The following is a 24951-nucleotide window of genomic DNA, read 5'->3' on the forward strand; positions in this document are numbered from 1 at the left end:
ATCGCTCCTTATAACCGTTTTGCGCCATCGCTGATTTCGGCGATGTAGAATTCTGCCGGATAACCGATCGCTGCTTCGTAGGTCTTCCCGACATTTTCGATGAAGGCAGGAATCGCCTCTTTTTCGACGATCGCAATCGCGCAGCCGCCGAATCCTGCTCCGGTCATACGCGCTCCCAACACACCCGGTTGATCCCATGCGGCTTGAACCAATGTATCCAATTCGATCCCGGTCACTTCATAGTCGTCGCGCAACGAAATGTGCGACTGGTTCATCAGTTGGCCGAATGCCTCCAATTCTCCAGCTTGCAACGCCGCTTTTGCTTTCAGCGTGCGCTGGTTTTCCGTGACTGCATGACGCGCGCGGCGGTACAGCACATCGCTCTCCAGAACCGCTTTCGCCTTTTCGAACGTTTCTTCATCGAGTTCGCCCAGGCTGCCGATTGATACAACCGTCTGCAGTTTCGCTAACGCTTCTTCGCATTCGCTGCGGCGTTCGTTGTACTTGGAGTCGACTAATTCGCGGCGTTTTTTCGTATTCATGATGACGATTGCGTGATTGCCCAACTCAACAGGTACCATTTCATATTCCAGCGTGTTGCAGTCCAGCAGGATGGCTTTGTTTTCCTCGCCCATCCCTACTGCGAACTGATCCATGATGCCGCTGTTCACACCGATGAACTCGTTCTCCACGCGCTTGCCGGTTTTGATCAGTTCCAAACGTTCTGCGTTCAGATTGAACAGATTGTCCAAAACGACACCCATCAACAGCTCAAGGGATGCGGATGACGACAGGCCCGAGCCGTTCGGGATATTTCCGAAGATGACCATATCCATACCTTCCGAGATGGCGTGACCGGCTTCCTTCAAGTAGCGCAGCATACCTTTAGGATAGTTGGCCCAGCTGTCCGCTTTTTTATGATCCAAATCGGCCAAATCGAAGCTGATAACGCCGGCTTCCGGGAAGTTTTCCGAGTAGAGGCGCACTTGCTTCAGATCATTTGTTGCCGCAACAGCATAAGTCCCTAACGTAATAGCGCATGGAAAAACATTCCCGCCGTTGTAGTCTGTATGCTCGCCGATCAGATTAATCCGTCCCGGTGCGAAAAATGCTGTGTAGTCTTTTTTGCCGAATAGTTCCTCAAATTTGTGCTTCAATCCTGTCAATTCCATCTTCATCCGCTCCTTTTTGTTTTTGGTTTCACTTCTGATAAATGTTTACTTATTATTTTTACTAAATATTAACTAAATGAATTATAACCCCACAACAAAGAAGTGTCAAGTGGTTTTACAGCGCTTTCAAAGCGCTCTCGCTTCTTAATTTCTGAAAAAAAAACGCAAAGATAGGCTCTTAATCCTATCTTTACGGTATTGTCGTGCTGTAATCAGTTTGCGATCACAAGCGTAAGTTTATAGTTGGCGTAGCGATTTAAAGACTCCAAAAAAGAATTCAGATGTTCATTGGATTTGAACCGACACTCCATCAGATAGCAGCCTTCCCCGCTGATTTTATAGTGGTTCCGGATTATCTGTTCATTTTCCCTTACAAAATCCAAATACGGACTGTGAGAAATTTTTTCCATATAGATTGTCAGGAACGCGTGAACAGGATAGCCTCGCTTCCCTTCATTTAATTGGATTGTGTAGCCCTCTACGATGCCTTCTTCTTCCAACTTGGTCACCCTTGCTGCCACAGCCTGGCCCGTCAGGTGAACCTTTTCGCCCAGTTCTTTCATAGTGATGCGGCTGTTTACCTCAAGAATCTGTATGATGTTGCAATCGGTCTGATCCATACGTCAAAACATCCTTTCAAAAATCAAGCATTTGGGTGGAAACACTTGATTCAGAGTGTGTCCCTTCCTATCTTTGCTAGTGTATCATGGAACTACCAAACAAAGGGGGAATAAATTCATGAAGATACAACAAATCAGAAATGCCACACTAACAGTGGAGTATGCTGGAGTCCGTTTTCTGGTCGATCCGTTCTTGGCTGAAAAAGGAACGTATGCGGCTTTTCCTAATTCTCTGCGTCAAGAACAAAAGAATCCACTGGTTGATTTACCGATTCCATTGGAAGAGGTGGTCGTTGCAGATGCCGTCATCGTGACGCATCTGCATCTCGATCATTGGGATGAAACAGCAGCCTACACCTTACCTAAAGACATCCCGCTGTTCACTCAAAATGAAGCTGATGCTGCAGAAATTAAAAAACAAGGTTTCACTCAGGTCAGTGTGCTTGACAGCGACTCCAGTTTTGAGGGAATCCAACTGGTCAAAACAGCAGGAGAACACGGTCGTGGTGACATCCTTGCCATCGCAGGATCTGTCTGTGGCGTTGTATTCAAACATACATCAGAAAAGACCCTCTATATAGCTGGGGATACGGTTTGGTATCCTGCCGTTGAACAAAATATCCAGGCACACGCGCCTGCAGTCATCGTCGTGAATGCCGGGGACAATCAATTCCTGCAAGGCGGATCGCTCGTGATGGGCAAAGAGGATGTTCAAAAAACAGCCGCAGCGGCACCGAACGCAACCATACTCACAAGCCATATGGAGGCCGTCAATCACTGGACACTTTCCCGGCAGGAATTACGGGCTTTTCTGCAAGCAAATAACCTTGAAAAACAGGTGTTGGTACCTGAAGATGGGGAAACTTACAGCTTTTGATTTCCAAACTCCAACAAGACCTGATGAAGTGCACGAAAAAAGGCCAAGCATTCGAAATGCTTAGCCTTTTTTCATGCGTCATGACAGAATCAGCGCAAGCCCATGTACGTATTGTAAAAACTCACGAACAACAGCAACAGGACCAAGACCTGAAAGATGATCGAGACGCTTTTGTTCGACAATTTCTGATTCAGAGCGGTCCCCACGTATCCGCCGACCACCGATGCGATCCCGATGACAATCATGAATGTCAAGGAATAGTTCCCCAGTTCACCCGCGAGCACAATGCTGCCCAGCTTCGAAATCTGCGAAAAGAACACGGTCGCTATCGAATAGCTGATCGCTTCCTTGATCGTGAAGGAGAACAGCAACACCATCAACGTCACATTCAGCGGGCCTCCGCCGATACCGAGAAAGACAGAGAACCCACCCAGGAACAAGCCGACCGCAAAAATCAATAAAGGCTGTTTCACCTGGTAGTGCCGGATTTTGTCCTTCCTTCTTTCGTAATACAGGATCAAAACGAGCGTGATAGCCAACAAAACCGCCTGGATTGCCTTCACATAGCCTTCTCCAGTACTGTTGATCAGCGTCATGAACGCCATTTGGCCCAAGTAACCCCCGACAAGCGAGCCGATGGAGACAAGCGAAACGATTTTGGTATCGAACGCGAATCCGTTGCGGTATAGTTTTCCGATCGCCACAATCCCCATGACGAAGATGGCGACCGATGCGTAGAAGCCGATTTCGACCGCGTTATGGTAGCCGATGACGTCCAGCAATTGTTTGATGATCACGCCTCCGCCCAGACCGGCCAAGGACCCCGTCATCGAAGCGATGAACACAACCATCGCATATAATATATAGATCATTTCCCCACACTCCTCAATAGAGGCTGGAGTGTCAGCCCCAACCTCTTAAGTCTTTATTATTCTTTCCAATCCAAGTCTTCGCCATTGGTCGCAATCACTTGCTTATACCATGCGAAAGAATCTTTTTTGATGCGTTGCTTAGTGCCGTTCCCTTCATCATCCACATCCACGTAAATGAAACCGTAACGCTTGCTCATTTCCCCCGTACTGGCTGAAATCAGATCGATCGGTCCCCAGGAAGTGTAGCCCATGACCGGTACACCGTCCAAGTCGATGGCCTTTCTCATTTCGCTGATGTGTTGGCGCAGGTAGTCGATGCGGTAATCGTCATGGATTTTTCCGTCGACAACCGTATCCGCTGCTCCGAGTCCGTTTTCCACAACCATCACCGGTAACTGATAACGGTCATATAAGTAGTTCAAGGCATAACGCAAGCCCTTCGGATCGATGCCCCAGCCCCATGCGGATCTTTCGATGTGCGGATTTTTGTAGCCCGTCTCCAGACCATTCAGGCCCCGCAGAATGCCGGTTGTGTTTTTCCCGCAGACGTGGGTCATGTAGTAGCTGAAGGAGACAAAATCGACAACGCCGGCTTTCAGGATCTCCGCATCAGCCGGCAACACCGGCAGCGTGATGTGCTGGCGTTCCAACTCCTTCAATTTGTAGTTCGGGTAATAACCCCGGCACTGCACATCCGGATAGAACAGCATTTTGTGCATGAAATCCTCGTTTCCTTGGATATCGTCCGGGTCGCAGCTGTTCGGATAGGAGAAGTGGCCGGCATACATCGTCCCGATTTTGTTGTCCAAATCTATTTCATGTCCCGCCTTCACTGCCAAAGCACTGGCGATGAACTGATGATAGGCCGCCGTCATTTTGACCGCTTCGTCCGATGAAGCAATTCCCCCGGCATTCCACGGCATCGTCGACATCACGTTGATTTCGTTAAATGTCAGCCAATAGCGGACTCTTCCTTTGAAGTGCTCGAACAACGTCTCCGCATAGCGAAGGTAAAAATCGACCACCTTACGATTTTCCCATGAACCGTATTTCTGCAGCCCCATCGGATTCTCGAAGTGGGAAATGGTCACCAACGGTTCGATGTCATTTTCCAGGCAAAGATCGATAAGCCTGTCGTAAAAAGCCAGTCCTTTCGCATTCGGCTCCGTTTCATCCCCTTGCGGAAAGATCCGGGACCAGGCAATCGAGAAACGATAGCACTTGAATCCCATTTCGGCGAAAAGCGCGATATCCTCTTCGAAACGGTGGTAATGGTCGATGGCTTCATGCGTGGGATAGTACCGATCCGATTCGATTACCGAAGTGATGGCCCTTTTCAGAGTCGGACTGCCTGCAGTCATCATATCGGCTGTGCTCAAGCCTTTGCCCTCCTCCAAATATGCACCTTCGATTTGGTTGGCGGCTGTTGCGCCGCCCCATAGAAAATTATCCGGAAATCCCATTTTTTGCACTCCATTCTTATTTTTTCAATGTAAGGAACACTTCTCCTGCCGCAACCGTCCCAGCAGCTTCGTGAACAAATTCAGGATATTCGGCTGCGTTCGTCACGACGATTGGCGTGGTGATGTCATAGCCTGCTGCTTTGATTTTTTCTGCATCGAAGCTGAGCAGTAATGTCCCTTTCGTTACATGTTGTTCTTTTGCGACATGAGCTTCGAAATATTTTCCGCCCAGTTCCACAGTATCCATACCGACGTGGATGAGGATCTCCGCTCCAGCATCCGTGCGCAGCCCGATAGCATGTTTGGTATCCAGCAGCACGGTCACGGTAGCGTCAGCCGGTGCGTAAACCTTGCCTTCGCTCGGGATGATTGCGGCGCCTGAACCCATCATTCCGGAAGCGAACACTTCATCGGCAACATCGGCCAATTTGATCACAGTGCCGGACAACGGCGCTGTCAGCGATTCCTCAGTCGGAAGCACAGGAACAGTTTCCGTTTCAATAGTAGGCGTTTCTTCCTCAATTCCCCAGATGTACTGGACCACGAATGACACGGCAAAAGCAATCACACAGCCTATTACAATGTAGTAGAAGTTGGCCAGTCCGTCCGGTCCGATGAAGGCCGGCAGCGACAACAGACCCGGCGCCACTTGGGCAAACCTGCGTACTCCGAAAATGCCGATGAACAGACCGGCTGCACCGCCACCGATCATCGCAGAAATCAAAGGTCGTTTGTAGCGCAGGTTGATCCCGTACAAGGCAGGCTCCGTGATGCCTAGCACAGCCGTAAGCCACACGGAGGAAGCCAAACGTTTTATATTGGCATCCTTCGCTTTGAAGGCCACCGCCAACGATGCTCCACCCTGGGCGATATTCGATACGGTCATCCCCGGTCCGGCAACAGTGTCATAGCCAGAGGAAGCCAGCATGTTGATCCCAATCGGAATCAGCCCATAATGCATGCCCGTCATGACCATCAGTGGCGTAAAAGCTCCAACAAGCATCGGTACAAGCCAGCTCGCGTAAGTATTCACGTATGCGATCAGGATTCCGATACCTTCGCCCAAGTAGTTCCCCAAAGGCCCCAGCACAACCAACGTAGCCAATCCCACAATCAACATCGTGAACAATGGCGCCAACACCAGCCGCAGACTCTTCGGAATCACCCGATCAACGAAAGGTTCCACATAGGACATGAACCAGATTGCCAGGATAATCGGAACGACTGAGTTTCCGTAGGTGCTCAATCTGACCGGCATCCCAAACAAATCGATGCCGGTTCCGGCTTCCCTGGCGCCCGCCACCATTCCGGTAAAGGTCGGGTGCAGCAAGATTCCACCAATGGCCATTGCAATGTATGGATTGACATTGAATTTACGCGCAGCCGATGCGGCCAGGATGACCGGCAGGAAATAAAAGCCGGCATCGCCCATGAAGTTGAGAATCACAAATGTCTGCGATGCCGGGTCCACCAGCTTAGCCAAGACAAGAACAGAAAGCAGTGCCTTCAACATCCCGGCTCCCGCCAGCATTGGTACGATCGGCACAAATATGCCCGAAATCGTATCCAGTACCTTAGCGATTACGCTGCGTTTTTCTTCATCTGCTGGTGCTGCCTGCACCCCATCAAAGTCCAGCTTTTCATTTTTCATGACTGCTTGATAGATGAACTTGACATCATTACCAACGACAACCTGATATTGACCGCCTTTTTGGATAACGCCGATGATCCCTTCCATCTTCTTCAATCCCTCAGTATCCGCTTTTGTTTCATCCGCCAGATTGAAACGCAGTCTTGTTACACAGTGCGTCAAACCTGTGATATTATCTTTTCCGCCCACTTTTTCGACGATTGCTTTTGCCAATTGTGAGTAATCCATTTTCGTTCCTCCTCCTGAATCTTCTTTACGGGTATATCGTAACGCTTTCAAAACCTTGGAACAATCAACCAGAAGTGTTTATGCACAGTGTTCCGGAATCCGCTGGTTAAAGCCCTTTCTTTTTGGAATGGTGTTCCAAAAAGAAAGGGACCGACACAAAAACACCTCCAATTTCCGGTGACTTTCCTGGAAATTGGAGGTGTTTCAATTAGTTGGAGTCCTTATTCTTCTCTCCGCCCGAAAGCAGCGGATTATAGGACTTTCTTCGTTTTTCGTACTCTTTGGTGTATTTGATTTTGTCCGCCAGATGCTTTTCATAATTCCGGCTGAAGACGTTTGCGTAAAGAACATCCAATAGGAAAAGCACGGATGGGAACAACGAAAAGTTGCCGATATTGTGCACAAGGCTCTCATGGGTCGAAAGGTACAATGTCACCGTCGCTAGGTCGCTCAAACTGTTACCGCCGTAGGATGTCAGTGCAATCGACTGCAGCTTACGTTCCTTAAGCTTATGGGCAATCCGGATCAGCGTCTCGGTTTCACCGGAATAGGAGATGAAGAGAAAAACACTGTCCTCCTTGGCATAGCAAGCCTGATAGAACAACATATCCAGCCGATTATCGATAATCACATTTTTACCGATTTTGACCATCTTTTCTTGGAAGACACGCGCCAAATCAGACGGCGCCCCCGCCGAACAGATGTAGATGTCATCAGCCTTCACCAATAAGCCTTCCGCCTGTGCAAGCGCATCGTGGCTCAGCAATGAAAAAGTATCCTCGATCGTCTCAATGTAGAGATTTTTCAGCTTACCACTGATTTTCGTATTCCGGTCCTTCATGTCGAACGGATAATTGATGTCGATTTCCCCGAAGTCGGAGGAGAGGTAGTCTAATTCATGCAGATAGGCGGCCCTGAAATCAAGGAATCCCTCAAACCCGATTTTTTGGCAGAGGCGAACAACCGAGGACGGCGAAACGAAAAGCAATTGCGCGATTTGGCGCAGACTCTTTTCAGCCCACTCGTTGTCCTCATTGAGAAAATAATCGGCGATGACGGTATCCACTTTGGAAAAATCCTTCTGCTCTTTCAGACGTTCTGTGATCAACATAGCCGTAAGCACTCCATTCGGTGCAGATTTTGCCTAGTCACCCGATTCCATCAGTTGGATCCTTGTTTAGGCTTCACTTCGATTATACAACAATCGGCTACGATAGCCCACAATAGTCCTTTACGCTTTCTGCTCTATTGAAGTGTGACTTTCCCGACCCTCAGCAGATGCACATCCTTCTCCATGCAATAAACCCGGATCAAGACTGTCGCCAAAAAGCAGCTATAGAGCGCCACTTGGCTGCCGGCCAACTTGAATACGACGATATAAAGTATGGCACCAAAAATCGAAGCCATAGCATAGACCTCTTTACGGAATACATAAGGGATTTCTCGGGCGAACACATCGCGGATGAGGCCGCCGCCGGTTCCTGTCAACACCGCCAAAGTCACCACGACATACCACTGCTGGAAGCCCGTCCGCACTGCCACTTCGGCCCCGATGGCGGTAAAAGCCCCGAGACCGATCGCATCAAAATATTGCAGCATCTTCGCCAATTTGTTGAAGTGCCGATAGAAAAGGATGACGAAACCGGCCGAAAGCAGGCTGATGAGTGCATAAACAGGATTTTCCAACGATGCCGGCAAAGGGCGATCGATCAGCAGATCCCTGACGATACCACCGCCGACTGAAGTCGTTACCGCGAAAATCGCAATCCCGTAATAATCAAGTTCTTTCTCGATCGCGGTCAATGCCCCTGACATCGCAAAGGCGATAGTGCCGATAATCTCCACAATTGAAATGAATGCCATTTTATTTTATCCCCCCTAATAATAGTGCTCTGAAATATTGTGTTCCGCAAAAAGTATAACGCAAAAGAATGCGAAGCTGGTAGGGCTTTGCATTCTTATTTCCATCTATTTTTGGTTTATTTGCACAAACCTATTCTGCGACTTCCGCCTGCGCAGTCGCTTTCGGGGCTGTCAGCAAAATCCAAGCCAAGGCGATCATGCCCAAGATGACATTGAGCAGCAGTCCGGCAGAGCCGGCCATCTCCATATTCCCTCGCGTCGTTCCGCTTGATGAAAAGGATGTCCCCCTCATCCATCAAGCGTTGTTAGCCCGCACCATCGCCAACAACCAATTTCCCGTTTTCGATTTAAAAAACCACCTTTTTTGTTGCTTATTATTAACATTATCCCTATTATGAATATAACTAGTTTATACTTAATATTAAAACAGTAAAGGGGATATTAACATGAAAAAGCAAATGTTTCTGGCTCTTCCCGTCGCTCTGTTGCTTATGGCCTGTTCAAATGATGCAAGCGAAACTTCCCAATCCGAAACCACTCAATCTTCGATAAGCGAAAGCGCAGAAATCATCAGCACGGAAGTCATCGATAACGAAGCTGCGTTTTTGGAGCGAGTTGCCGCTTTTGATGCGGAGCACAAACCGTTCATTGTAGCCTACTACGATTCCCTTGATGCCATTAAAGAAAAGGTATCCGATGAGACTAATACGTTTTTAGATCCAACTGTTTCGGAACAGGAATTGCAGATTAAGCTGGTTTTTAAAGGTGATGATGGTTATTACCGCGTTGTTTTAGGACAAAAGTAGAAGTGACCTTATTGGCGCACGCAGCTCCTCGCAAGAAACAATAAATAGTTAACATAAACAAGCGAGCTCCCGCTAATTTTGACGGGAGCTCGCTTGTTTTATTCGTGTTTTTGAATTTCACAAGTCGTTTGACCTACTTGACTTATTTTTTATAAGAACAGCAGTAATCCACATACTTATCGACGGTCATCTCAAAGGAAGCGTTCGCCGGAACGACGTAGCTTTCGCCTTTTTTGTAGAGCGTATATTCGCTCTCGCCGGGCAACTGCACCGACATATCGCCGCCGAGGATCTCCATTGTTTCTTCCGCATCCGTGTTGAACTTATAGTCCCCCTCCAACATGAAGCCTAATGTTTTTTTCTCGCCACTTTCGAACACGACCGTCCTACTGGTCACCTTCCCGTCAAAATACACATTCGCTTCCTTCACTACACTCACATTCTTGAATTCCATTTGATCCCTCCACCTTCTTTTTTAATCATATTATAATTTTTCGGAGACATTGGCAATAGCACGTGTGCAATTTTAGTGATTCCGATGCGCAGTCGCTGGCTAGGAGCGGATTCATCAGGTAAACAATGAATGTCAAAAGCAGAACAGTCGACAGAATGCATGGCTCTCGACTGTTCTTCGACCGGCCGACTCAGAACAACCGACTAAACAACTTTCTCTCGACTGTTCTCCAACCGGCCAAGCCAGAACAACCGACAAAACGCCTTTCTCTCGGCTGAATCGCAACCGGTATACTGAGAACAACCGACTAAACACCACTCCAGCACTTTCCAAGGCCATCCACCCGCGGCCCAGCCGCTGCAGACAATCAATCCCTCCGAAAAAGAAGAGTGCCTCCAACTCAATGGCGGCACTCTTGAAAATAAACGGAATCAGATTGTGCTTGTGTCGATCACGAATCGGTATCTGACGTCGGATGCCAAAACGCGTTTGTAGGCTTCGTCGATCTGATCGGCTGAAATGACTTCGATATTCGGTACTATCTCGTGTTCTGCGCAGAAATCCAGCATTTCCTGGGTTTCGCGGATGCCGCCGATCATCGAGCCGGCGAAGGAACGGCGGTGCCCGATTAGGGAGATGACGTTAAGCGACAACGGTTCGCCGGGAGCCCCCACGTTCACCAGCGTGCCGTCCAGGTTCAGCAGCCCCAAGTAGGCATCCAAATTGATCGCCGCGCTGACCGTATTGATGATCAAATCGAAGGCGCCGGCCAACTCAGTGAAGGTTGCCGGATCTTTGGTGGCATAATATGCTTTTGCTCCAAACTTCAGACCATCCTCTTTTTTGCTCAAAGTCTGCGACAGAACAGTCACATCGGCACCCATAGCGTTGGCGATTTTGACAGCCATATGCCCGAGTCCGCCCAGACCGATCACGGCAACTTTCTTGCCGGGACCCGCATGCCAATGGTGCAGCGGCGAATAAGTGGTGATGCCTGCGCACAACAGTGGTGCTGCAGCATCCAGTCCGATATTATCCGGAATGCGGACCACAAAACCTTCCGTCACAACGATGTGCGTGGAATATCCGCCTTGGGTCAGCTCGCCGTACTTATCGACGCCGGCGTAGGTCGGAACGTTCCCTTTCAGACAGTATTGTTCCTCGCCTTTCAGGCAGTTTTCGCAAACACCGCAGGAATCAACCATGCAACCGACGCCAACACGATCGCCTATTTTGTATTTTGTTACTCCGGTTCCGACGTCCGTCACGATGCCGGCGATTTCATGCCCCGGCACGAGCGGATAATGCACATGGCCCCATTCCCCGTGAGCCGTATGGATATCCGAATGGCAGATGCCCGCGTATTTGATTTCGATCAATACATCCTCGACGTCCAGTTCCCGTCTTTCAATTTCCGCAAATCGGAACGGTTTGTCCGGTCCGTCGACCGCTCTAGCTTTTGCTACTACCATATATGTATCCTCCATTATGCTTCTGTATTCAAAAGCTGCGCACTATTTTTTTTCGGCGCTCTTGCTCTTGTAGAAGAAGCATACAACTTAAAGTGAAGGTTAAGTCAAGCAATAACCTGGAATCCGGCATCGGCTTTCTGCATCGCTCACTTTCCGAGCTGTCTTTCCAATAATTCCTTCAACACGACGACATGGTTGATATCCGGATCCTTGGCCGCATAGACCAACGTCACATCCGTCTCATCCAGTTGCTTCAGGATTTCGGCCACCGCAACCATCGTCTTCTCGTCCGTCAGCAACTCTTCCTCGTAGCGTTCCTTGAAGGCCGCAAATTTGTCGGGATCATGATCAAACCATTTGCGCAGATCAGGCGAAGGCGCGCTGTCCTTCAGCCACGCATCCAACTGGGCATTCTCTTTTTTCACGCCGCGCGGCCACAAACGGTCCACCAGAATCCGGAAGCCGTCCGCTTCTGTCGGGGATTCATAAATTCGTTTCATTTTCAGTTCCAAATCCGTTCTCCTCCCATTTGCTTCTTTAAAACTGGTCCATCAGTTCCAACATCTTATCCACTTGCGCGTGCTCCAGATAAAGGCGTTGCTGCAATTGGGCAATTTCTCCCTCAAGCCGATGCACTTCCGCTACTTTGGCCAACAGTTCCCTTTGATAGTTCTCCTTACCCATCTCAAGCGCTTCTGCAACGGCAGCCTTTTGCTGTTTGTACTGATGATACAGCATGGCCTCGCTTTGGCTTTTTGGGCCGCCTATCGCTTCCATTCTTTCGTAGCTTCTTTCATAGTGCTTGAATTGTTCTTTTGTCATTGTCATCGTCGTTCCCTCCAAATTGTTTTTTTCGAAAACAAAAAACCCTTCTTATAACAAGAAGAGTCGGGAATGTCGCTTTGCTCTTCTTATCTCTCAGATTGCTCTGCAGGATTTAGCACCGTGCCGCCGCATTCACGCGTGGGTCGGTTGCTGAGATGTCATCGGGCCAGTCCCTCAATCTCTCTTGATAAAAGAAGTTATTTAATTTTCATACATATTATGTCATACCATTGCGCAAAATTCAACCAATTACTAATTCGTTTAATATGATTTTTCTACATCTGTTCTACATACTTCCTTAGTATACTGAAGAAGGATCAAGCGATCCCATGTAGCTGATCGTTTCATTTGTCCTATCAATTACACGGAAACAGTCTCATAAACTATAGCCAGATTATAAATAGGAAGGAAGAACTTACCCATGAAGAAAAAATATTTGATGATTGGCCTTATTTCTTTTACTGCATTGACCACCTTTGCTGTCTCAACTCCCATAGAAGCAGCGATGATGGATACGGTGACATATGAAAATCACGGTCAGTATGTACGCAGCCATGCCACTCATCTTCGTCATCACGCTCAGATGAACGGCGTAAGTATGCATGCCAGAGACAGAGATGACAATCTTAGTTGTTCCGCTCAAGAAACGACACCATCCGCGATTCAGTGATTTCGTTAAAAAGGCAATGAATCATGGTTGATGGACATCTTTGAATGGTGTATCACTACTTAGGGATCCCCACAAATCAGAATTTTTCTGACTTGTGGGGATTTTTTTTATAATTTTTCGGTCGGCAAAAGTACCGCGAGCTACGCATATTTCAACGCAATTTCTTCCACGAATTTGGTCACGTCCTTGAAGGCGTCACAGCAATCTTCCAGGCATTGGTAGAGTCTGCTCAGCATCACGAGGCTGACGGCGTCCGTTCCGCTCTGGTGAATGTCGCGCATGGCTTGGATGTACAGCAGATCGCCCGCCTTCTCATAGGCGTTGATCCGGTCGATGCTCGCATGGATTTCTTTTTTCGACTTCCTGTACGTCTTCAAAAGCCGTACTGCCTTGAGGAGTTCTTCGGCCGATTGTTCGACTAGGTCCAGAAATTGTTTGATTTCCGGTGTGATATTCTGCGGCTGCTGTATTTCAACATGGATCAGGACGTCTTCGGTCAGATCGATGGTGTGATCAAGGCTAGTGATCAACGCAATCACGTCCTGCCTATCGAAAGGAGGCAACAGGTCGTTGTACATATAGCGCATCAGTCTGTATTTTGCGAGGTCGGCATCATGCTCAATCGCATGCATCTCGTCCAACTTTTGGCTGAGATCAGCTACCGGATACTCCGCCAGCACCTGCTTCAAAAATTTCGCTGATTCGACTCCCCATTCAGCTAACTTGATGAACGCTTCGAAATAATCCAATTTTTCCGTCTTCTTTTTGAACATAGCCGACACCCCCTAAAATATCACAATGAACAGCTTTGCCATCAGATACCCGACCAAGCCGCAACCCGGAAAGGTCAATACCCAGGTCAACGCCATTTCCTTGACGGTCAGCCAGTTTACGCTCACCAGATGCCTGCCCGCGCCAACGCCCATGATGGCTGTCGTCTTCGTGTGGGTCGTGCTCACCGGCAGCCCCAAGAGGGAGGCCGTCAAAAGGCTGAGCGCTCCGGCGAAATCAGCGCTGAACCCTTGATAGGTCTCCAGCTTCACCATATTCACTCCTACGGTCTTGATGATTTTCTCGCCACCAATCGATGTTCCTAAGGCCATGACTACGGAACACAACAGCATCAACCAGACTGGGATGATGAAATCGGTCGCGGCATTTCCTTGCGACAAGGATATCCCCAGCAGAAAAATCCCGATGAACTTCTGGCCGTCCTGAGCGCCATGCATGAAGGCCATCGCAGCTGCACCGGCTATTTGGCTGTTGCGGAAGAAGGTTGTCGTGCTTTGCCGCTCTATATCTTTGAACAGCGCACCGACAAGCTTGACGATAAGAAATCCCAAGCCGAAGCCCAGAACGGTGGAAAGCATCAAACCGTACAGCACTTTGATCCATTCCGCTCCGTTGATCCCGCTGATACCCCCCTGTAAAGCGATTGCGGCACCCGATAGGCCGGCAATCAAGGCGTGGCTTTCGCTGGTCGGAATGCCAAAATACCAAGCCGCAGTGGCCCACACCACAATCGCAAAGAGCGCCGCACACAGCGCCACGACCGCATCTTCCGTATTCCCGCCAAAATCAACCATCTTCGCCATCGTCTGGGCAACCTTCGCATTGACTGCGGTCATCGCAAAGACACCTAAAAAATTGAACACCGCAGCCATCAGGATGGCATTGCGCGGAGTCATGCTTCGTGTCGAAACACAGGTGGCGATGGCGTTCGGCGCGTCCGTCCACCCGTTCACCAAAACCACGCCCAGAGTCAAGGCCACCGTCACCGCAATAGCCGGGCTCGACAGCAGCAACTGAATGAATTCACCAAATGAAATCACCATAAAGAACCACCGCCTTTCCGGATTACAGAGGAGTAAGTGACCTTACATCGGAATCCCGACTGCGATATGCTGGAAGGAATCGACGTCAAACAAACCTTTATCCGTCAACTTCAAACGCGGAATGACCGGGAGGCACAGGAACGAAAGGATCATGAAAATGTTCTGCGATTCTTCCGCCAGCGTAGCCAACTGCTCATGCAATACATGCAGTTCTACAATCACTTCTTCGTACGTTTTTTCCGACATAATGCCACCGACCCGCAATGGGACCGATGCCAGCACTTTGCCGCCATCAACGATAACGAGCCCGCCTTGCATCCGCTCCGCTTCTTCGATTGCCAGCAGCATATCTTCATCGTTGGTTCCGGCCACGACCAGATTATGCGAATCATGGGCTACTGTCGAGGCGATTGCGCCCCGTTTCAGCCCGAGACCACTGACGATGCCAGCGCCGATGCTGCCGGTTTGGTGATGGCGCTCGCACACGACCATCTTCACTTGATCATTTTGCGGATCCGCAACAAAGAATCCGTCTTCCGTCTGCACATCCGCTGCGATTTTCTCGGTGATGATGCGCCCCGGCACAACGCCGATGACCCAAGCTTTCTGCCCCTTTTGAAGCGGAATCTGCAAGGCAGCTTTTGTCACTTTCTTTAAATGAAGAGAGGATCTGACAGCTTCCGGCACAACAGCACGGCTGTTTTTTAAAGCTGCCAGTTCCAGCACGCGCCCGTCTTTAATGATCGTTTCCGGGTGAAGTGTCTCCAAGCTGTCCGTGATCAGGATATCCGCTAGGTACCCAGGTGCAATGGCGCCTTTTTCCTGTATGCCGTGGCATACCGCATTATTGAGCGTAGCCATCTGGATGGCAATCAGCGGGTCCAAACCATGTTGGATCGCTAGTTGCGCGGCATAATTGACGGTTCCTTCTTCGGCCAATTCATCCAAATGCTTATCGTCTGTGCAGAATGAAAAGCGGCGGCTGTTCCTTTCGTTGATCGCCGGCAACAGCGCCAACAGATCTTTCGCAGCCGATCCTTCGCGCACCAACACATGGATGCCCCGGCGTACCCGCGCAATTGCTTCTTCCGCCGTCACTGCCTCATGATCGTTGCGGATTCCTGCTGAGCTGTACACATTCAGCGCAGTATCCGGTAACCCGGCCGCGTGTCCATCGACCTCAAGGCCGGCTTCTGTCGTCATACGGATCTTCTCAAGCATATCCGGATTTGCATTCAAAACGGATGGGTAATCCATCACTTCCGCCAAGCCGATGACGGTCGGGTGGGTCAAATAAGGACGGAGATCATCCGCAGTCAGCGTTGCACCGTTCTGCTCGAAGGGCGTTGCCGGCACACACGAAGGGAGCTTCATCAGGATGTCCATGTCGGCATTGGCGGCATCCTCCAGCATAAAGTCGATTCCGATTTTTCCTGCGACGTTCGCGATTTCATGCGGATCGGTCACAACCGTCGTCACCCCATATTGGATGAGCGCACGCGAAAATTCCGAAGGCGTCACCATCGTTGATTCGATATGGATATGCCCGTCAATAAAACCCGGCATGACATACTTTCCTGAAGCATCCACCACTTGCTTCCCGTTCGGATAAGTACCGATGCCGACGATGTATCCATCTTTGATCGCAACGTCCGCTTCAAAAGTCTCCAAAGAAAACACATCCACTACTGTTCCGTTTTGGATGATAAGGTCCGCTTTCTCCGGTTGCTGCGCCGCCTGGATCAATCTTTTCAATGCATCTGTCATACAAATTCCCCCTGGTTCCATTCGCTCTCTTAGTTAGCGAATCTCTTGTTGTTTCCTATATTATACACGATTCGCGCAGGGACCGATAAGCTTCTTATCAGCGCTCCTATTTATCCTCCACAAAATTTTCTCCGATGATAAAATTCGGTTCTTTCGAAGTTAAAGGTGATCGCTTTTACCTATCAACCTTGTTCGATTATAACTGTTTGCTTCTTACATGCACTGGTGATAAGATTTCCTCATGCCTTCGAGCGACAAAAAGTAAGAAGTGTCGGTTTCCGGCCTGTCATCACAAGTGAACAAGCATCAAGAAAGCGAATGGTATTCTTAAAAAACTGCGGTGGGAGCAGTTTTTTTCATCTGAAAGACCTGAAGCTTTTCAAATCAAAAAAACAAAAATAGGAGTGAATTAATATGAAGAATTTATTATCAAAGATCTTATTCGTGGGTACAGCAGGCTTGGCTTTGGCGGCTTGCGGAGCAACAACGACTGACTCAAGTTCGGACAGTGCTTCTACAGCAACCAGCACCGCTGCAACGACAAACGTCCTAAAGACAATCGAAGAGAACAAGCAATTGCGCATCGGTGTGGAAGGCACTTACCCTCCTTTCAGCTACCATGATACAGAAACAGGCGACTTGGTCGGTTTCGAAGTTGAAATCGCGGAAGTCATCGCTGAGGATCTGGGCGTCGAGGCAGTCTTCGTCGAAACGAAATGGGATTCCTTGATCGCCGGCTTGGACGTCAATAAATACGATATCGTCATCAACAACGTCGGTGTTACCGAAGAACGACAAGCGGTTTATGACTTCACCGATGCTTATTTCGAGTCCTATGGCCAGTTGGCGGTCAGCGCAGACTCTGACATCCAAACTCTGGAAGACTACAGCGGCAAAAAATCAGCCCAATCCACTACTAGTAATTACGCACAGAACGCTCGCGACCTTGGCGCTGAAATCGTCCCTGTCGACGGCTTCAATCAAGCGGTCGAACTGATCACTTCCGGACGCGCGGACGGCACGATCAACGATTACATCACGTTCTTGACTTACTTTGAGGAAAATCCGGAATCTACTCTGCGTCTGATCGACGAAAAATTACCTACCAACGATAAGGTCGGCATCATCCTGCAAAAAGAAAATACAGATTTCCAGGCTAAACTGAATGAAATCATCGCAGCACGCACAGAAGACGGCACTTTCAAAGCCATCTTCGAAAAATACCTGGGTGAAGACATCAGCGTTGGCGCCAACGAATAAGAAAAGCTGAACGGGTTCGTTCAGTTCCACATTCAGAAAATCGTACCGATTGCGCATCTTAGAGCGCAATCGGTACGATTTATCTGATTTTTGAACGGCAAATCCTTGATGCTAGCCATGCTTGTTGGATGCATGATACAATGTGGTATCGCACGAAACGCTTGCGGTGATCCACTTTTGAACCTGGAAATATTCTATTTTGTTAAATATATAAAGGAATGGTGAGTAAATTTTGCAGCATACATTATCCATAATCGAAAACGCCCTATGGCCTATTCTGGAAGCAGGATTTACCGTCACCATCCCCTTGGCGCTGATTTCCTTTGCCTTGTCACTTGTCCTGGCGGTCCTTACTGCAGTCATGCGGATTTCGAAAAGCAGGTTGTTGAAAGGACTGGCTTGGTTCTACGTTTGGGTATTCCGCGGCACCCCGCTTTTGATCCAATTGTTCATCGTCTTCTTCGGTTTGCCGAAGCTGAACATCACCTTGGATGCGTGGACCGCCGCTATTCTGACTTTTGCCCTGAATAGCGGCGCCTATTCGGCCGAATCCATCCGTGGCGCAATCCTGTCGATTCCGAGAGGGCAATGGGAAGCCGCCGATTCCTTAGGCATGACGCACGGACAGGTCCTGAAAAGGATCATCTTCCCGCAGACCATCCGGATCGCCTTGCCGGCCGTCATGAATGACTTCATTTCCTTGGTGAAATCGACTTCGCTGGCATCCAGCATCACGATCATCGAAATGACGATGGTCGGGCAGCAGTTTGCTTCCGTTACCTATGAACCGCTGATTCTGTATATGGAAGTGGCTGTAATCTACCTCCTTATCAGTACAGTATTGACTTGGATCCAAGGCAAATTGGAAATCAGAACTTCCAAATATCTGAAAAAGGCGTGACGACATGATCGAAATCAAAAATATCAAAAAATCCTACGGTGACTTTCATGCCCTTAAGGACATCTCGTTGACGTTCAGAACCGGTGAAACGACGGTCATTGTCGGCCCATCCGGTTCGGGCAAGTCCACCCTGCTCCGCACGTTGAACCTGTTGGAAGTGCCCGAAAGCGGCATCCTGAAGAACGGTAATCTCGAAGTCGATTTCAGTTCCAAAATTTCAAAAGAAACGATGATGGCGATCCGCAAAGAAACGGCGATGGTGTTCCAGAGCTTCAACCTCTTTCCGCATCTGTCGGTATTGGAAAATGTCATCGAAGGTCCGCTAACGGTCCTGAAACTTTCGAAAACGGAAGCGACGGCCAGAGCCAAAAATCTGCTGACTAAAGTCGGCTTGGCCGACAAACTGGATCATTACCCGGACCAACTCTCGGGCGGCCAACAGCAGCGCGTCGCCATCGCGCGCGCCTTGGCCATGGAGCCGGATTTCGTCCTGTTCGACGAACCCACTTCCGCCCTTGATCCCGAGTTGGAGGCTGAAGTGCTGCGCGTCCTGAAGGAGCTCGCTTCCGAGAAGCTGTCCATGATCATCGTGACGCACAACCTTGATTTCGCACGGGAGGCAGCGGACCGCATGCTCTTCCTGGAGGACGGCAAAGTCGGCTTCGACGGTCCGACGAAGGACTTCTTCGAAAGCACCACCGACCCGCGGATTGCCCGCTTCATCAACAGCATCACGATATAAAAATAAAGACGAGGCTGTATCAAAACCAGGACTACTAATCTGGTGCTGATACAGCCTCGTCTATTTGAATATCAAATTTATGCCCGGAAATAGCCCGCCAAAACCTTGTTGGCGGGGAAAACAACTTAAAAAAACGGTCAGAAAACCCGCCAAAATAGCTTTGGCGGGGCAAAACGTCCACGGATAACACGAAATCCCCCGCGAAAACCCTTTTGGCGGGGAATCCCGCCACGAACGCGAACCCTAGATCGGACAATCATACCGTCAAACCGCAGAGAGACTGACTCATTTCAGAGACAGTCTCTCTATTTTTTGTTGCAGCAACTGATGCTGTTGTATTCAGCGTTCTGCTTTGTTCTCGATCTCGATGATGGTCATGATTGCGTAATTCGCCAAATCCATCAGCGTGTCTGTAATGCTCTCGTCTTTCACTTCGGCCTCTTGCTTGATCAATTGTTTGAACCGGTGCAGTTTGTCATCCAATCGGATAGCCGGCATCGTCAGCCCGTACTCTTGGTAGCCGTCGCCAAAACTATCCCCGTAATCTTTGTTTTTGGCCGCATACAACTGATTCAGCCTTTCGCATATTTCCTTGTGCTGCTCGGCTTTCGTCATATCCGCCACCGCTTTCTTCTGATTTTTCTAAAGCCGCAAAGTTGACTTAATTCATTAAACTTTGAAAGTGCATGATTTACAAAAGCGGTTAGCCGTTCATCTTAGGGAACCGGATAAAGAATGTCGTTTCCTTTCCTGCAATACTTTGCACATCGATTTCCCCATTATGTGCATGCATAATGTCTTGGCAGATAGCCAAACCCAATCCCGTCCCTCCGCTTTCGCGCGAACGATCCGTGTCGATACGATAAAAGCGATCAAATATAAAAGGCAGATGCTCCTCGGCAATGCCCTCACCGTGATCGGTGATTGCCATAACGACTTTTTCATTTTCTTGGTAGGTGCGGATCATGATTGGCGTCTTCGGATCGGAATGGAAAATGGCATTCTGCACAATGTTTAAAATGACCTGTTCTATTTTTTTGCGGTTAATCAGAACATTCGGTATCTCGCCTATCGTCAGCTTCAATTCCCGGCCTTCCTGGATCATCTTCAGCAGCGGAAAAATATCCTGAAGAACGTCATTCAGATTCAGTTCGGCTTTCCCCATCTGCACCTTCCGATCCAATTTTGAAAGTTCCAGCAATTCATTTACAATATACGTCAGGCGTTTCGCCTGATCAAGCACGCTCTCCAGAGAATAGCGTATCTTTTCGGGATTATCCAGTTTTCCCCTCAACAGAATTTCCGAATAACCTTGGATTGTCGTCAACGGCGTCTTTAATTCATGCGAAGCATCGGAAACGAATTGCTGCAGTTTCCGTTGATTCTCTTCGATGGTTTGAAAGGAATCGTGCAGCCTAGCTTTCAACTCGTTGGTCGAAGCGACCAGTTTGGCTATATCGGCCTGAGCCTCAGCGATAATGATTGGCTCATCCAGATTGTCGACGGAAACTTCTGAAACCGATGCAATGACACTATCCAAGGGAGCCAGTGTTTTCCTCAGCATACGCGTATAGAACCGCCAGGCCAACAAAAGAATGACGATGCTGGCAATCACATAAATGATCAGCTGCGTAAGCATCAACTCCAACGATTCGTGGATGGAATAGGTGACTTCAATCGTCCCGATCGCTTTCTCTTCATAATAAACCGGCTCGGTGTATGTTGCTGTCTGTTTGTTCTTCAAAAATAACCGGTTGATGTGAATCATTTGCGATTCTCCGGAGCTCGCATAAAAAACGACATTCGCATCCGAAATGATATCCTCGGCAACCTCTTTCGCTTTTTCAGTCATCAGCTGCCCTTCATCGAGCAGATCGGTGGTTTGTTGCAAGGATTGCAGATAGCTGTTCACTTCCATTTTCCTTTGATTTTCGGTGTATAGGTAAATCAAGCTTGTCTGCAAAAAACCGATGATCACGAGAAACAGCAGCAGCAACTGCATGCTGCGCTGGAACAGCTGTCTGTTCAGGTTCTTTGTCTTCATCCTTCCACATCCAACTTATAGCCGAATCCGCGTTCTGTTTTGATGTAATGGTGCGCCGTATCCTGCAGCTTTTCCCTTAAGTTGCGGATGTACACTTCCACCACGTTCGAACTGCTGAAATAATCATAACCCCATACCTGATTCATGATAGTCTCCTTCGAAATGACGATGTTCACGTTATCGAACAACAAGCACATCAGCTTGTATTCCGTAGGGGTCAGATCAAGTTTCTCATTCTCGAACATAATTTCATGGCGGGCATCATCGACCGAAAAAGGCCCCTTTCGGATGACTGTATTTTTTTGCGGGAAACGGCTATTCAGACGGACTTCCATCCGCGTCAACAGCTCCAGAAAACTGAATGGCTTTGCCAGATAATCATCTGCCCCAGTTTTCAAGCCTTTTACCGTATCCTCCGCTTGGTCCTTCGCGGTCAGCATGATGACGACAACAGCATATTTCTGCTTCAGCATGCGGCAGCATTCATAGCCATCCATGCCCGGCATCATCACATCCAAAATGACGATGTCAAAAGGATTCTCATGCATTTTCGTCAATGCCGTCAATCCGTCCTTTGCTGTTTCCACGCTGTACCCTTCGTCTTCCAGTCCCATCGTCAAAAAATCACGGATACTCTTTTCGTCATCCACAACCAAAACACGCGTTTTTTCCCCGTCCATTGCGTTCACCTCTTTGCTTTATTGTAGCACGCATCCGCTTGCGCACAGAACGAAAAATATCATCTTCAGCTAATCTTCAGCTTACCTTCATGCTATCCTAAATTTCCTTGTCTATAATGAATCTAAATAAGAAATCGGAGGAAATGCACATGAAACGAAAAGCGATTCAAATTATGATTCTTGCCATCTATTTTTTTAGCCCCTTACCCATTGCCTTCATCTCGCTGAAGGGGCTAAATTTCGGCGCCGCCGCGCCTTCTTTTATCGGCATCATCAGCTACACCTGGCTATTATCCGAACTGGTAACAGCCGCAAGACCCAAATTCATCGAAAAATACTTCAGTTTGGATAAGTTCCACCGCTTCCACGGCATCATGGCCATCGTCGCTTTGGCGCTTGGCCTGCTGCACAAGGAATGGGCCAGTATCGCTTGGGGAGAGTTCGAATTTTCGACAGCCTTCGGGGATTTTGCCATCATGCTTTTCCTTTTGTTGACTGTGTTATCCGTGTTGTTCATGACCAATTGGCTGGGGAGGATCAAAATAATCAAAATCGTGAAGGATACATTCAGAAACTTTCCTCTCTCCAAATACGGTGCCACGAAAGTTTTGCATAATTTCAACATCGTTGCCATCGTTGCGCTGTCTGTTCATGTCATCACCATCGCCTATTTGGTCCGGGGCGATATGGCGCTGACAATGATGTACGCCCTTTACTTCATCGTTTCTTTGGGCTTCTATGTGTACCACAAGCTCATCAGGCCCGCTCTGTTGAAAAAAAATATTTATACGATAACCGATGTGGTGAATGAGACAGACCAGATCGTCAGCTTGACGCTGACAGCCGAAAACGGGAGGATCTTTGATTACAAAGCCGGACAGTTCATTTATTTGAGGGTCCTGGATGAAAACTATAGTTTTGAAGAACACCCATTTTCTTTGACTTCCGCACCGGAAAATCCGCATGCCCTTTCCGTATCGATCAAGGATTCCGGTGACTACACGCACATCATCCAACGCATCACGGCAGGGACGAAGGTGACCGTCGAAGGTCCCTATGGCGGCTTGTGGCAACCGTTGGAAGGCATAGCGGAAACGGATAAGAGCCTAGTATTGTTCGCCGGCGGTGTCGGTGTCACACCTATGTTGGGCATCCTGGAAAGCCTACGCCAACAAAATGTAAAAAATAAAGCGGTGCTTATCTGGAGTTTACGCAATGAGAATGAATTTGCCTATGCAGCGGAACTTGCTTCATTCCGGAAGGATATGCCCAACTTCACCTTCGTTCCATTCTATTCAACCCAAAACGGCTTCTTGGATGCGGAAAAAACGGAAGCCATTTTCAAATCCGCCGAGGTTCCTTATGCCTCCAGTGAATTTGTCCTTTGCGGTCCCAAAGGATTCATGCATACCATTGAGTCAGCGCTGGTTTCCAAAAATGTTCCAAAACAAAAAATCCACTTCGAGTCATTTGGATTGTAACGAGTGCCGAAAGTCCAAAAAAAAGGAGAAACTAAAATGAAAAACAATAACAAAGCGAAACTGATGACCCTCCTACTTGGTGCAGGCCTACTATTCGGGGCATGCGGAACGACACAGGCAACCACTATCGACCAAGCATCCACAAATTCAGCTGCTTCCTCAAGCAGCCAATCGAACGTAAAAACCTTCACCCTCAATGAGTTGGCGCAGTATGACGGGAAGAACGGAAATGATGCCTATGTCGCCGTTGCTGGCATCGTCTACGATGTCACCAATGCGGCTAAATGGCAAAACGGGAGCCATTATGGGGTACAGGCGGGCACAGACTGCACCACTGCCATCAAGAGATCCCCGCACGGCACCTCCGTTTTGGAGGGACTGCCGATCGTCGGTGAATTGACGAAATAATCCAAAGAAATTTGATTATAAACAAGATACCGACCAGAAAAAGAAAAAGCGCCCCAGAATAAACGAAAATCACCTCCTTAAATGGATACTGTATAAAAAATTTTATCACAGCAACCAGAGTGCACTTTGCGTGACCCCGTGTTATTGAGTATAATGACTCATAAGGGGTGAGAAAAATGTTAATTACAAAATCCAGGCTACAGGGAAGTTCCGTAGTTGTAACCCTGCCGCCTCACAATGGTGAAAAATTGGAAACCAATAAAGAATATATTGTGATTTATTCACCAGATGGGACGATCACATTGGTCCCCAAACTTGACGATCCCTTTGTTCTGTCCGAAGCAGGAGCATTTTATGAAAAAGATGAATGGGATAATGTGCAGCCTGAAGGGAGAGAACTATTCTGATGAATGCTTCCGAAAGGTACATCCCCAAGAAAGGCGATATCGTCTGGATCAATTTTGATCCCTCTTCAGGAAATGAAATCAAAAAACGTCGCCCGGGATTGGTTATCTCAAGATATGAATTCAATCGTTCCACTTTGTTTGCGGTTATTTGCCCAATCACTTCGACAATAAAAAGCATCCCTACTCGGTATACGCTTCCGAAAGAAATGATTGTCACAGGTCAAATCGTCATTTCCCAGCTCAAATCTTTGGATTTCCATGCCAGAAAAATCGAATTCGCTGACAGATTGCCTGTCCAGGATATCGCGAAAATCGATCAGATAATCGAATATATATTTTAAAAAACCGCAATCACTTAAACCCTTCATTCCCGTGTGAATTATAACGTGGAATGCTGAAAAGCATTGATATTAAAGGTTTTTATTGGATATTCCTATTGAAATCCCGTCCTTC

Annotated in this window: 27 protein-coding genes and 1 riboswitch; of the genes, 10 read left to right on the plus strand and 17 right to left on the minus strand. The window is 48.3% G+C overall.

What is annotated here, in order from left to right; all coding sequences use genetic code 11:
- Window positions 1-8: 8 nt before the first annotated feature.
- On the minus strand, window positions 9-1172 hold the full coding sequence (locus C8U37_RS10720; protein ID WP_108033223.1) for a galactokinase: 1164 nt from the start codon (window positions 1170-1172) through the stop codon (window positions 9-11).
- Window positions 1173-1384: 212 nt separating this feature from the next.
- Window positions 1385-1792, minus strand: coding sequence for an Lrp/AsnC family transcriptional regulator (locus C8U37_RS10725; protein WP_108033224.1), 408 nt, complete (start codon window positions 1790-1792; stop codon window positions 1385-1387).
- A 118-nt stretch (window positions 1793-1910) separates the two neighbouring features.
- On the opposite strand from C8U37_RS10725, the gene C8U37_RS10730 reads away from it, so the two are divergent.
- A complete protein-coding gene (locus C8U37_RS10730) occupies window positions 1911-2669 on the plus strand; it encodes an MBL fold metallo-hydrolase (RefSeq protein ID WP_108033225.1) in 759 nt (252 codons plus the stop codon).
- 89 nt (window positions 2670-2758) lie between these two features.
- Here C8U37_RS10730 and C8U37_RS10735 read toward each other — a convergent pair whose 3' ends face one another.
- From C8U37_RS10735 to C8U37_RS10755, 5 genes are all read right to left on the minus strand, one after another.
- Window positions 2759-3541, minus strand: a complete 783-nt coding sequence (locus C8U37_RS10735) for a sulfite exporter TauE/SafE family protein (RefSeq protein ID WP_108033226.1) — start codon at window positions 3539-3541, stop codon at window positions 2759-2761.
- Window positions 3542-3597: 56 nt separating this feature from the next.
- Window positions 3598-5004 (minus strand): glycoside hydrolase family 1 protein, encoded by a 1407-nt coding sequence (locus C8U37_RS10740; RefSeq protein ID WP_108033227.1) that lies wholly within the window; start codon window positions 5002-5004, stop codon window positions 3598-3600.
- A gap of 16 nt (window positions 5005-5020) precedes the next feature.
- Window positions 5021-6883, minus strand: a complete 1863-nt coding sequence (locus C8U37_RS10745; RefSeq protein WP_108033228.1) for a beta-glucoside-specific PTS transporter subunit IIABC — start codon at window positions 6881-6883, stop codon at window positions 5021-5023.
- A 208-nt stretch (window positions 6884-7091) separates the two neighbouring features.
- Complete coding sequence (locus C8U37_RS10750) at window positions 7092-7994, minus strand: MurR/RpiR family transcriptional regulator (protein WP_108033229.1); 903 nt, start codon at window positions 7992-7994, stop codon at window positions 7092-7094.
- Between the two features lie 134 nt (window positions 7995-8128).
- Window positions 8129-8746, minus strand: coding sequence for a trimeric intracellular cation channel family protein (locus C8U37_RS10755; RefSeq protein ID WP_108033230.1), 618 nt, complete (start codon window positions 8744-8746; stop codon window positions 8129-8131).
- A gap of 446 nt (window positions 8747-9192) precedes the next feature.
- Here C8U37_RS10755 and C8U37_RS10760 point away from each other — a divergent pair, with 446 nt between their 5' ends.
- Window positions 9193-9552 (plus strand): hypothetical protein, encoded by a 360-nt coding sequence (locus C8U37_RS10760; protein WP_108033231.1) that lies wholly within the window; start codon window positions 9193-9195, stop codon window positions 9550-9552.
- Window positions 9553-9694: 142 nt separating this feature from the next.
- Here the strand turns inward: C8U37_RS10760 and ppnP are convergent, their stop codons facing one another.
- From ppnP to C8U37_RS10780, 4 genes are all read right to left on the minus strand, one after another.
- On the minus strand, window positions 9695-10006 hold the full coding sequence (gene ppnP / locus C8U37_RS10765; protein WP_108033232.1) for a pyrimidine/purine nucleoside phosphorylase: 312 nt from the start codon (window positions 10004-10006) through the stop codon (window positions 9695-9697).
- Between the two features lie 431 nt (window positions 10007-10437).
- Window positions 10438-11478 carry an NAD(P)-dependent alcohol dehydrogenase gene (locus C8U37_RS10770; protein ID WP_108033233.1) on the minus strand — a complete coding sequence of 347 codons (1041 nt, stop codon included), beginning with the start codon at window positions 11476-11478 and terminating at the stop codon, window positions 10438-10440.
- A gap of 146 nt (window positions 11479-11624) precedes the next feature.
- Window positions 11625-11990: a DUF488 domain-containing protein gene (locus tag C8U37_RS10775; protein WP_170100262.1), complete on the minus strand. Its 366-nt coding sequence runs from the start codon at window positions 11988-11990 to the stop codon at window positions 11625-11627.
- 25 nt (window positions 11991-12015) lie between these two features.
- Window positions 12016-12306: a hypothetical protein gene (locus C8U37_RS10780; protein WP_108033234.1), complete on the minus strand. Its 291-nt coding sequence runs from the start codon at window positions 12304-12306 to the stop codon at window positions 12016-12018.
- An 80-nt stretch (window positions 12307-12386) separates the two neighbouring features.
- Window positions 12387-12497: riboswitch (SAM riboswitch) on the minus strand.
- A gap of 227 nt (window positions 12498-12724) precedes the next feature.
- Here C8U37_RS10780 and C8U37_RS10785 point away from each other — a divergent pair.
- Complete coding sequence (locus tag C8U37_RS10785) at window positions 12725-12973, plus strand: hypothetical protein (RefSeq protein WP_108033235.1); 249 nt, start codon at window positions 12725-12727, stop codon at window positions 12971-12973.
- Between the two features lie 140 nt (window positions 12974-13113).
- Here the strand turns inward: C8U37_RS10785 and C8U37_RS10790 are convergent, their stop codons facing one another.
- Genes C8U37_RS10790 through ade form a run of 3 tightly spaced genes read right to left on the minus strand, consistent with a single transcriptional unit; the run spans window position 13114 to window position 16575 of the window.
- On the minus strand, window positions 13114-13746 hold the full coding sequence (locus tag C8U37_RS10790; RefSeq protein ID WP_108033236.1) for a DUF47 domain-containing protein: 633 nt from the start codon (window positions 13744-13746) through the stop codon (window positions 13114-13116).
- 12 nt (window positions 13747-13758) lie between these two features.
- Window positions 13759-14808: an inorganic phosphate transporter gene (locus tag C8U37_RS10795; protein ID WP_108033237.1), complete on the minus strand. Its 1050-nt coding sequence runs from the start codon at window positions 14806-14808 to the stop codon at window positions 13759-13761.
- 42 nt (window positions 14809-14850) lie between these two features.
- On the minus strand, window positions 14851-16575 hold the full coding sequence (gene ade, locus C8U37_RS10800; protein WP_108033238.1) for an adenine deaminase: 1725 nt from the start codon (window positions 16573-16575) through the stop codon (window positions 14851-14853).
- A 414-nt stretch (window positions 16576-16989) separates the two neighbouring features.
- On the opposite strand from ade, the gene C8U37_RS10805 reads away from it, so the two are divergent.
- The 3 genes from C8U37_RS10805 to C8U37_RS10815 all read left to right on the plus strand — a co-directional run bounded on the left by C8U37_RS10805 (window position 16990) and on the right by C8U37_RS10815 (window position 19478).
- Window positions 16990-17835 carry a transporter substrate-binding domain-containing protein gene (locus C8U37_RS10805; protein ID WP_108033239.1) on the plus strand — a complete coding sequence of 282 codons (846 nt, stop codon included), beginning with the start codon at window positions 16990-16992 and terminating at the stop codon, window positions 17833-17835.
- 232 nt (window positions 17836-18067) lie between these two features.
- Entirely contained in the window at window positions 18068-18736 is a 669-nt protein-coding gene (locus C8U37_RS10810; protein ID WP_108033240.1) for an amino acid ABC transporter permease, read from the plus strand.
- A 4-nt stretch (window positions 18737-18740) separates the two neighbouring features.
- The gene (locus C8U37_RS10815; protein ID WP_108033241.1) at window positions 18741-19478 is read left to right on the plus strand and encodes an amino acid ABC transporter ATP-binding protein; all 738 of its coding nucleotides are present in this window, start codon (window positions 18741-18743) and stop codon (window positions 19476-19478) included.
- 339 nt (window positions 19479-19817) lie between these two features.
- Here the strand turns inward: C8U37_RS10815 and C8U37_RS10820 are convergent, their stop codons facing one another.
- The 3 genes from C8U37_RS10820 to C8U37_RS10830 all read right to left on the minus strand — a co-directional run bounded on the left by C8U37_RS10820 (window position 19818) and on the right by C8U37_RS10830 (window position 22202).
- Complete coding sequence (locus C8U37_RS10820) at window positions 19818-20093, minus strand: nucleotide modification associated domain-containing protein (protein ID WP_108033242.1); 276 nt, start codon at window positions 20091-20093, stop codon at window positions 19818-19820.
- A gap of 88 nt (window positions 20094-20181) precedes the next feature.
- The gene (locus C8U37_RS10825) at window positions 20182-21522 is read right to left on the minus strand and encodes a sensor histidine kinase (RefSeq protein ID WP_108033243.1); all 1341 of its coding nucleotides are present in this window, start codon (window positions 21520-21522) and stop codon (window positions 20182-20184) included.
- Window positions 21519-22202, minus strand: a complete 684-nt coding sequence (locus C8U37_RS10830) for a response regulator transcription factor (RefSeq protein ID WP_108033244.1) — start codon at window positions 22200-22202, stop codon at window positions 21519-21521. Before C8U37_RS10830 ends, C8U37_RS10825 begins: the two co-directional genes overlap by 4 nt.
- A 149-nt stretch (window positions 22203-22351) precedes the next feature.
- Here C8U37_RS10830 and C8U37_RS10835 point away from each other — a divergent pair, with 149 nt between their 5' ends.
- The 4 genes from C8U37_RS10835 to C8U37_RS10850 all read left to right on the plus strand — a co-directional run bounded on the left by C8U37_RS10835 (window position 22352) and on the right by C8U37_RS10850 (window position 24839).
- Entirely contained in the window at window positions 22352-23683 is a 1332-nt protein-coding gene (locus C8U37_RS10835) for a ferredoxin reductase family protein (protein ID WP_170100263.1), read from the plus strand.
- Between the two features lie 126 nt (window positions 23684-23809).
- A complete protein-coding gene (locus tag C8U37_RS10840; protein WP_245879825.1) occupies window positions 23810-24091 on the plus strand; it encodes a cytochrome b5 domain-containing protein in 282 nt (93 codons plus the stop codon).
- A 176-nt stretch (window positions 24092-24267) separates the two neighbouring features.
- Window positions 24268-24498, plus strand: coding sequence for a type II toxin-antitoxin system PemI/MazE family antitoxin (gene mazE, locus C8U37_RS10845; RefSeq protein ID WP_108033247.1), 231 nt, complete (start codon window positions 24268-24270; stop codon window positions 24496-24498).
- Entirely contained in the window at window positions 24498-24839 is a 342-nt protein-coding gene (locus tag C8U37_RS10850; RefSeq protein WP_108033248.1) for a type II toxin-antitoxin system PemK/MazF family toxin, read from the plus strand. The genes mazE and C8U37_RS10850 overlap by 1 nt, the downstream gene beginning before the upstream one ends.
- The last annotated feature ends 112 nt before the right edge of the window (window positions 24840-24951 follow it).

Source organism: Trichococcus patagoniensis (genome assembly GCF_003051085.1).
Classification (GTDB): Bacteria; Bacillota; Bacilli; order Lactobacillales; family Aerococcaceae; genus Trichococcus; species Trichococcus patagoniensis.